Raw genomic sequence first — 1,894 nt, forward strand, 5'->3', positions numbered from 1 at the left:
TGAGCGCCGCGGGGTCTGTACCCTGCGGCACAAGGAAGGTCTTGACCAGCAGGCGGATTCCGCCCTCCTCAGCGGTCTGGATTTCGATGGGGTAGAAGCTCCCCGCCCTGTAGTTTGTTTGCTGTCCTGCTGTTTGCGCATTCTCCTCATCCTCCCTGGGGGTAATGTCGGTGATAGCGATGCTGGTCCCATTCTCATCCGCGCCGATGACCGTCTGAGGCTGTTCTGCGGCAAAGGCGGTGACGCTCATGGACAAAATAAGCAGACAGGCCAGCAAAGGCGTCCTGATCGTTCTCATTTGCAAAAATCCTCCCTTCACATGGAAAGCTGGGGCGGCTGCACCTCCTGGGATCGCAGCTGCTCCAGATTCTCTCTTGCCCAATCGGGCAGATGTTCCTCTTTTAGAACGCCCACAAACTCTGCCCGATTCCAGCGGGTTTCTTCCCCATCTCCCAGGCAGGTACAGCGTACCGAGCGTCCTCTGGCGGTAGGGGAACAGCCGAAGCCATCCAGCGCCAGCCAAAGCTGGTTTTTCTGGCCCCAGCAGCTTTCCCGCAGGATGTCCGGGGAGAGTACCAGCACCTTGCCCTCATAGTCCAGCTTGGTGAAGGAATCCGGTTCGCAGTGTTCCGCCCCAAAGAGGTTTAGCTCCTGTACTGCCTTGTGGTATTGAGAGACAAACCCATCCAAAATAGCGGAGTGGGACTCCACCACATAATCTGTGGTGCGGTCACGCTCCACGCTCCTGGGGATATAGGTTTTGAATGCCCATTTTTTGTTGGAAGGAGAGAACCGCCCGTCCCAGTCCTTCTGCTGGAGGGTGTTGGACAGCACCCAGGCGACACGCTTGAAACCGTACTGTTCAATGATGCCGTTTGCGCAGCCCTCTTTGAGATACATTCCGTCAAAGTCCCTGCGGATGGCGCTTTCAATGGCCTCTTTGCAGGAAATGTTTTCCTGATGGCTCTCCCGCCAGAGATCCAGTTCACCCCGCTGTTTTGCGTCTCGTAGGGAATGGGGGTAGAGATATGGAAAGTCACCCCTCATAAACCACATCCCCCTTGATGAGCAGTTCGTCCAGTTCTCCCAGACAGAGGCCGGCGCTGAGGAACATATCCAATATCTCGGGCGGCACATCCCGCAGATCATATGGATGCTTTGCCTCTGCGATGGTGACGCTATTTTCCTCCTCGTTCACATAGGCGCAAAGCTTGGCGCCCTCGCTGATACCGGCTTCCTTCCGCAGATAACCGGGGAGGTCAATTTCTTCCTCCATATCTTCAAATGGGCATACATCCGCGCAGTCGTGACAAAACCCGCAGGCTTTGGCCAAGTGGACGTTCAGTTCCACCGACAGCTCATGGAGCCGCCTCGCGGCGCGGATCAGCTCCATCCCGGTCATCCGGCGCTTGAGCACCACGATGGCGTCCTCCGCCGCATGCACCTCTGCCGTTTCGGTCTCGGGAAACCGGGCTATTGCCAGTTCAGCGGGCAGGATTTGGAGCCCCTTGGCGGCCGCTTGTCTCAGAAATTTCATCGCAAACACTCCTTTATATGATCTTCAATGGTTTTTCGGGGATATGGATCAGGCGCATCCCGCCAAATTCCAGCGGGCTGTCAAACAAGGTCACCTGTCCCGCAAAGAGCCTGGGGTCGTAGTTGGCCATGAGCAGTTCTTCATAGACCGCTCCGGCTTGCTGGGCCATTGGATTCTGACGAGTGAAGGACAGCTGGTAAAAGTCGCTGTAAAGCCTGCGGATCTCCTCGCAGTCGTTGTAGGAAACGATGACATAGCCCTTGCATTCCTTGATGGCGTCATGCAGCCGGACATGATCCTCTGCGGAAAACGCAGCGTCGTAATATTGCTCCGCGTCATAGTAGGGCGGGTCACAGT

General features: G+C 56.3%; 4 protein-coding genes. All 4 read right to left on the reverse strand.

Going from position 1 to position 1,894, the window contains the following annotated elements:
• The coding region (locus FMM72_RS16820; RefSeq protein WP_162222100.1) for a hypothetical protein at nt 1–298 on the reverse strand (298 nt) is incomplete at its 3' end.
• Between the two features lie 17 nt (nt 299–315).
• Complete coding sequence (locus tag FMM72_RS16825; RefSeq protein ID WP_162222101.1) at nt 316–1,047, reverse strand: DUF3849 domain-containing protein; 732 nt, start codon at nt 1,045–1,047, stop codon at nt 316–318.
• Nucleotides 1,037–1,537 (reverse strand): hypothetical protein, encoded by a 501-nt coding sequence (locus FMM72_RS16830; RefSeq protein ID WP_243157870.1) that lies wholly within the window; start codon nt 1,535–1,537, stop codon nt 1,037–1,039. Before FMM72_RS16830 ends, FMM72_RS16825 begins: the two co-directional genes overlap by 11 nt.
• Nucleotides 1,538–1,550: 13 nt before the next feature.
• Nucleotides 1,551–1,894 (reverse strand): DNA adenine methylase (locus FMM72_RS16835; RefSeq protein ID WP_180322954.1); only part of this gene is annotated, 344 nt, incomplete at its 5' end.

Origin of the sequence: Anaerotruncus colihominis (assembly GCF_010206195.1) — a bacterium.
In the GTDB taxonomy this organism is placed as follows: Bacteria; Bacillota; Clostridia; order Oscillospirales; family Ruminococcaceae; genus Anaerotruncus; species Anaerotruncus colihominis_A.

Coding starts and splice junctions, on each gene's coding strand:
- FMM72_RS16830 (WP_243157870.1), bottom strand. CDS start 1,537: ATGAAATTTCTGAGACAAGCGGCCGCCAAGGGGCTCCAAATCCTGCCC.
- FMM72_RS16825 (WP_162222101.1), bottom strand. CDS start 1,047: ATGAGGGGTGACTTTCCATATCTCTACCCCCATTCCCTACGAGACGCA.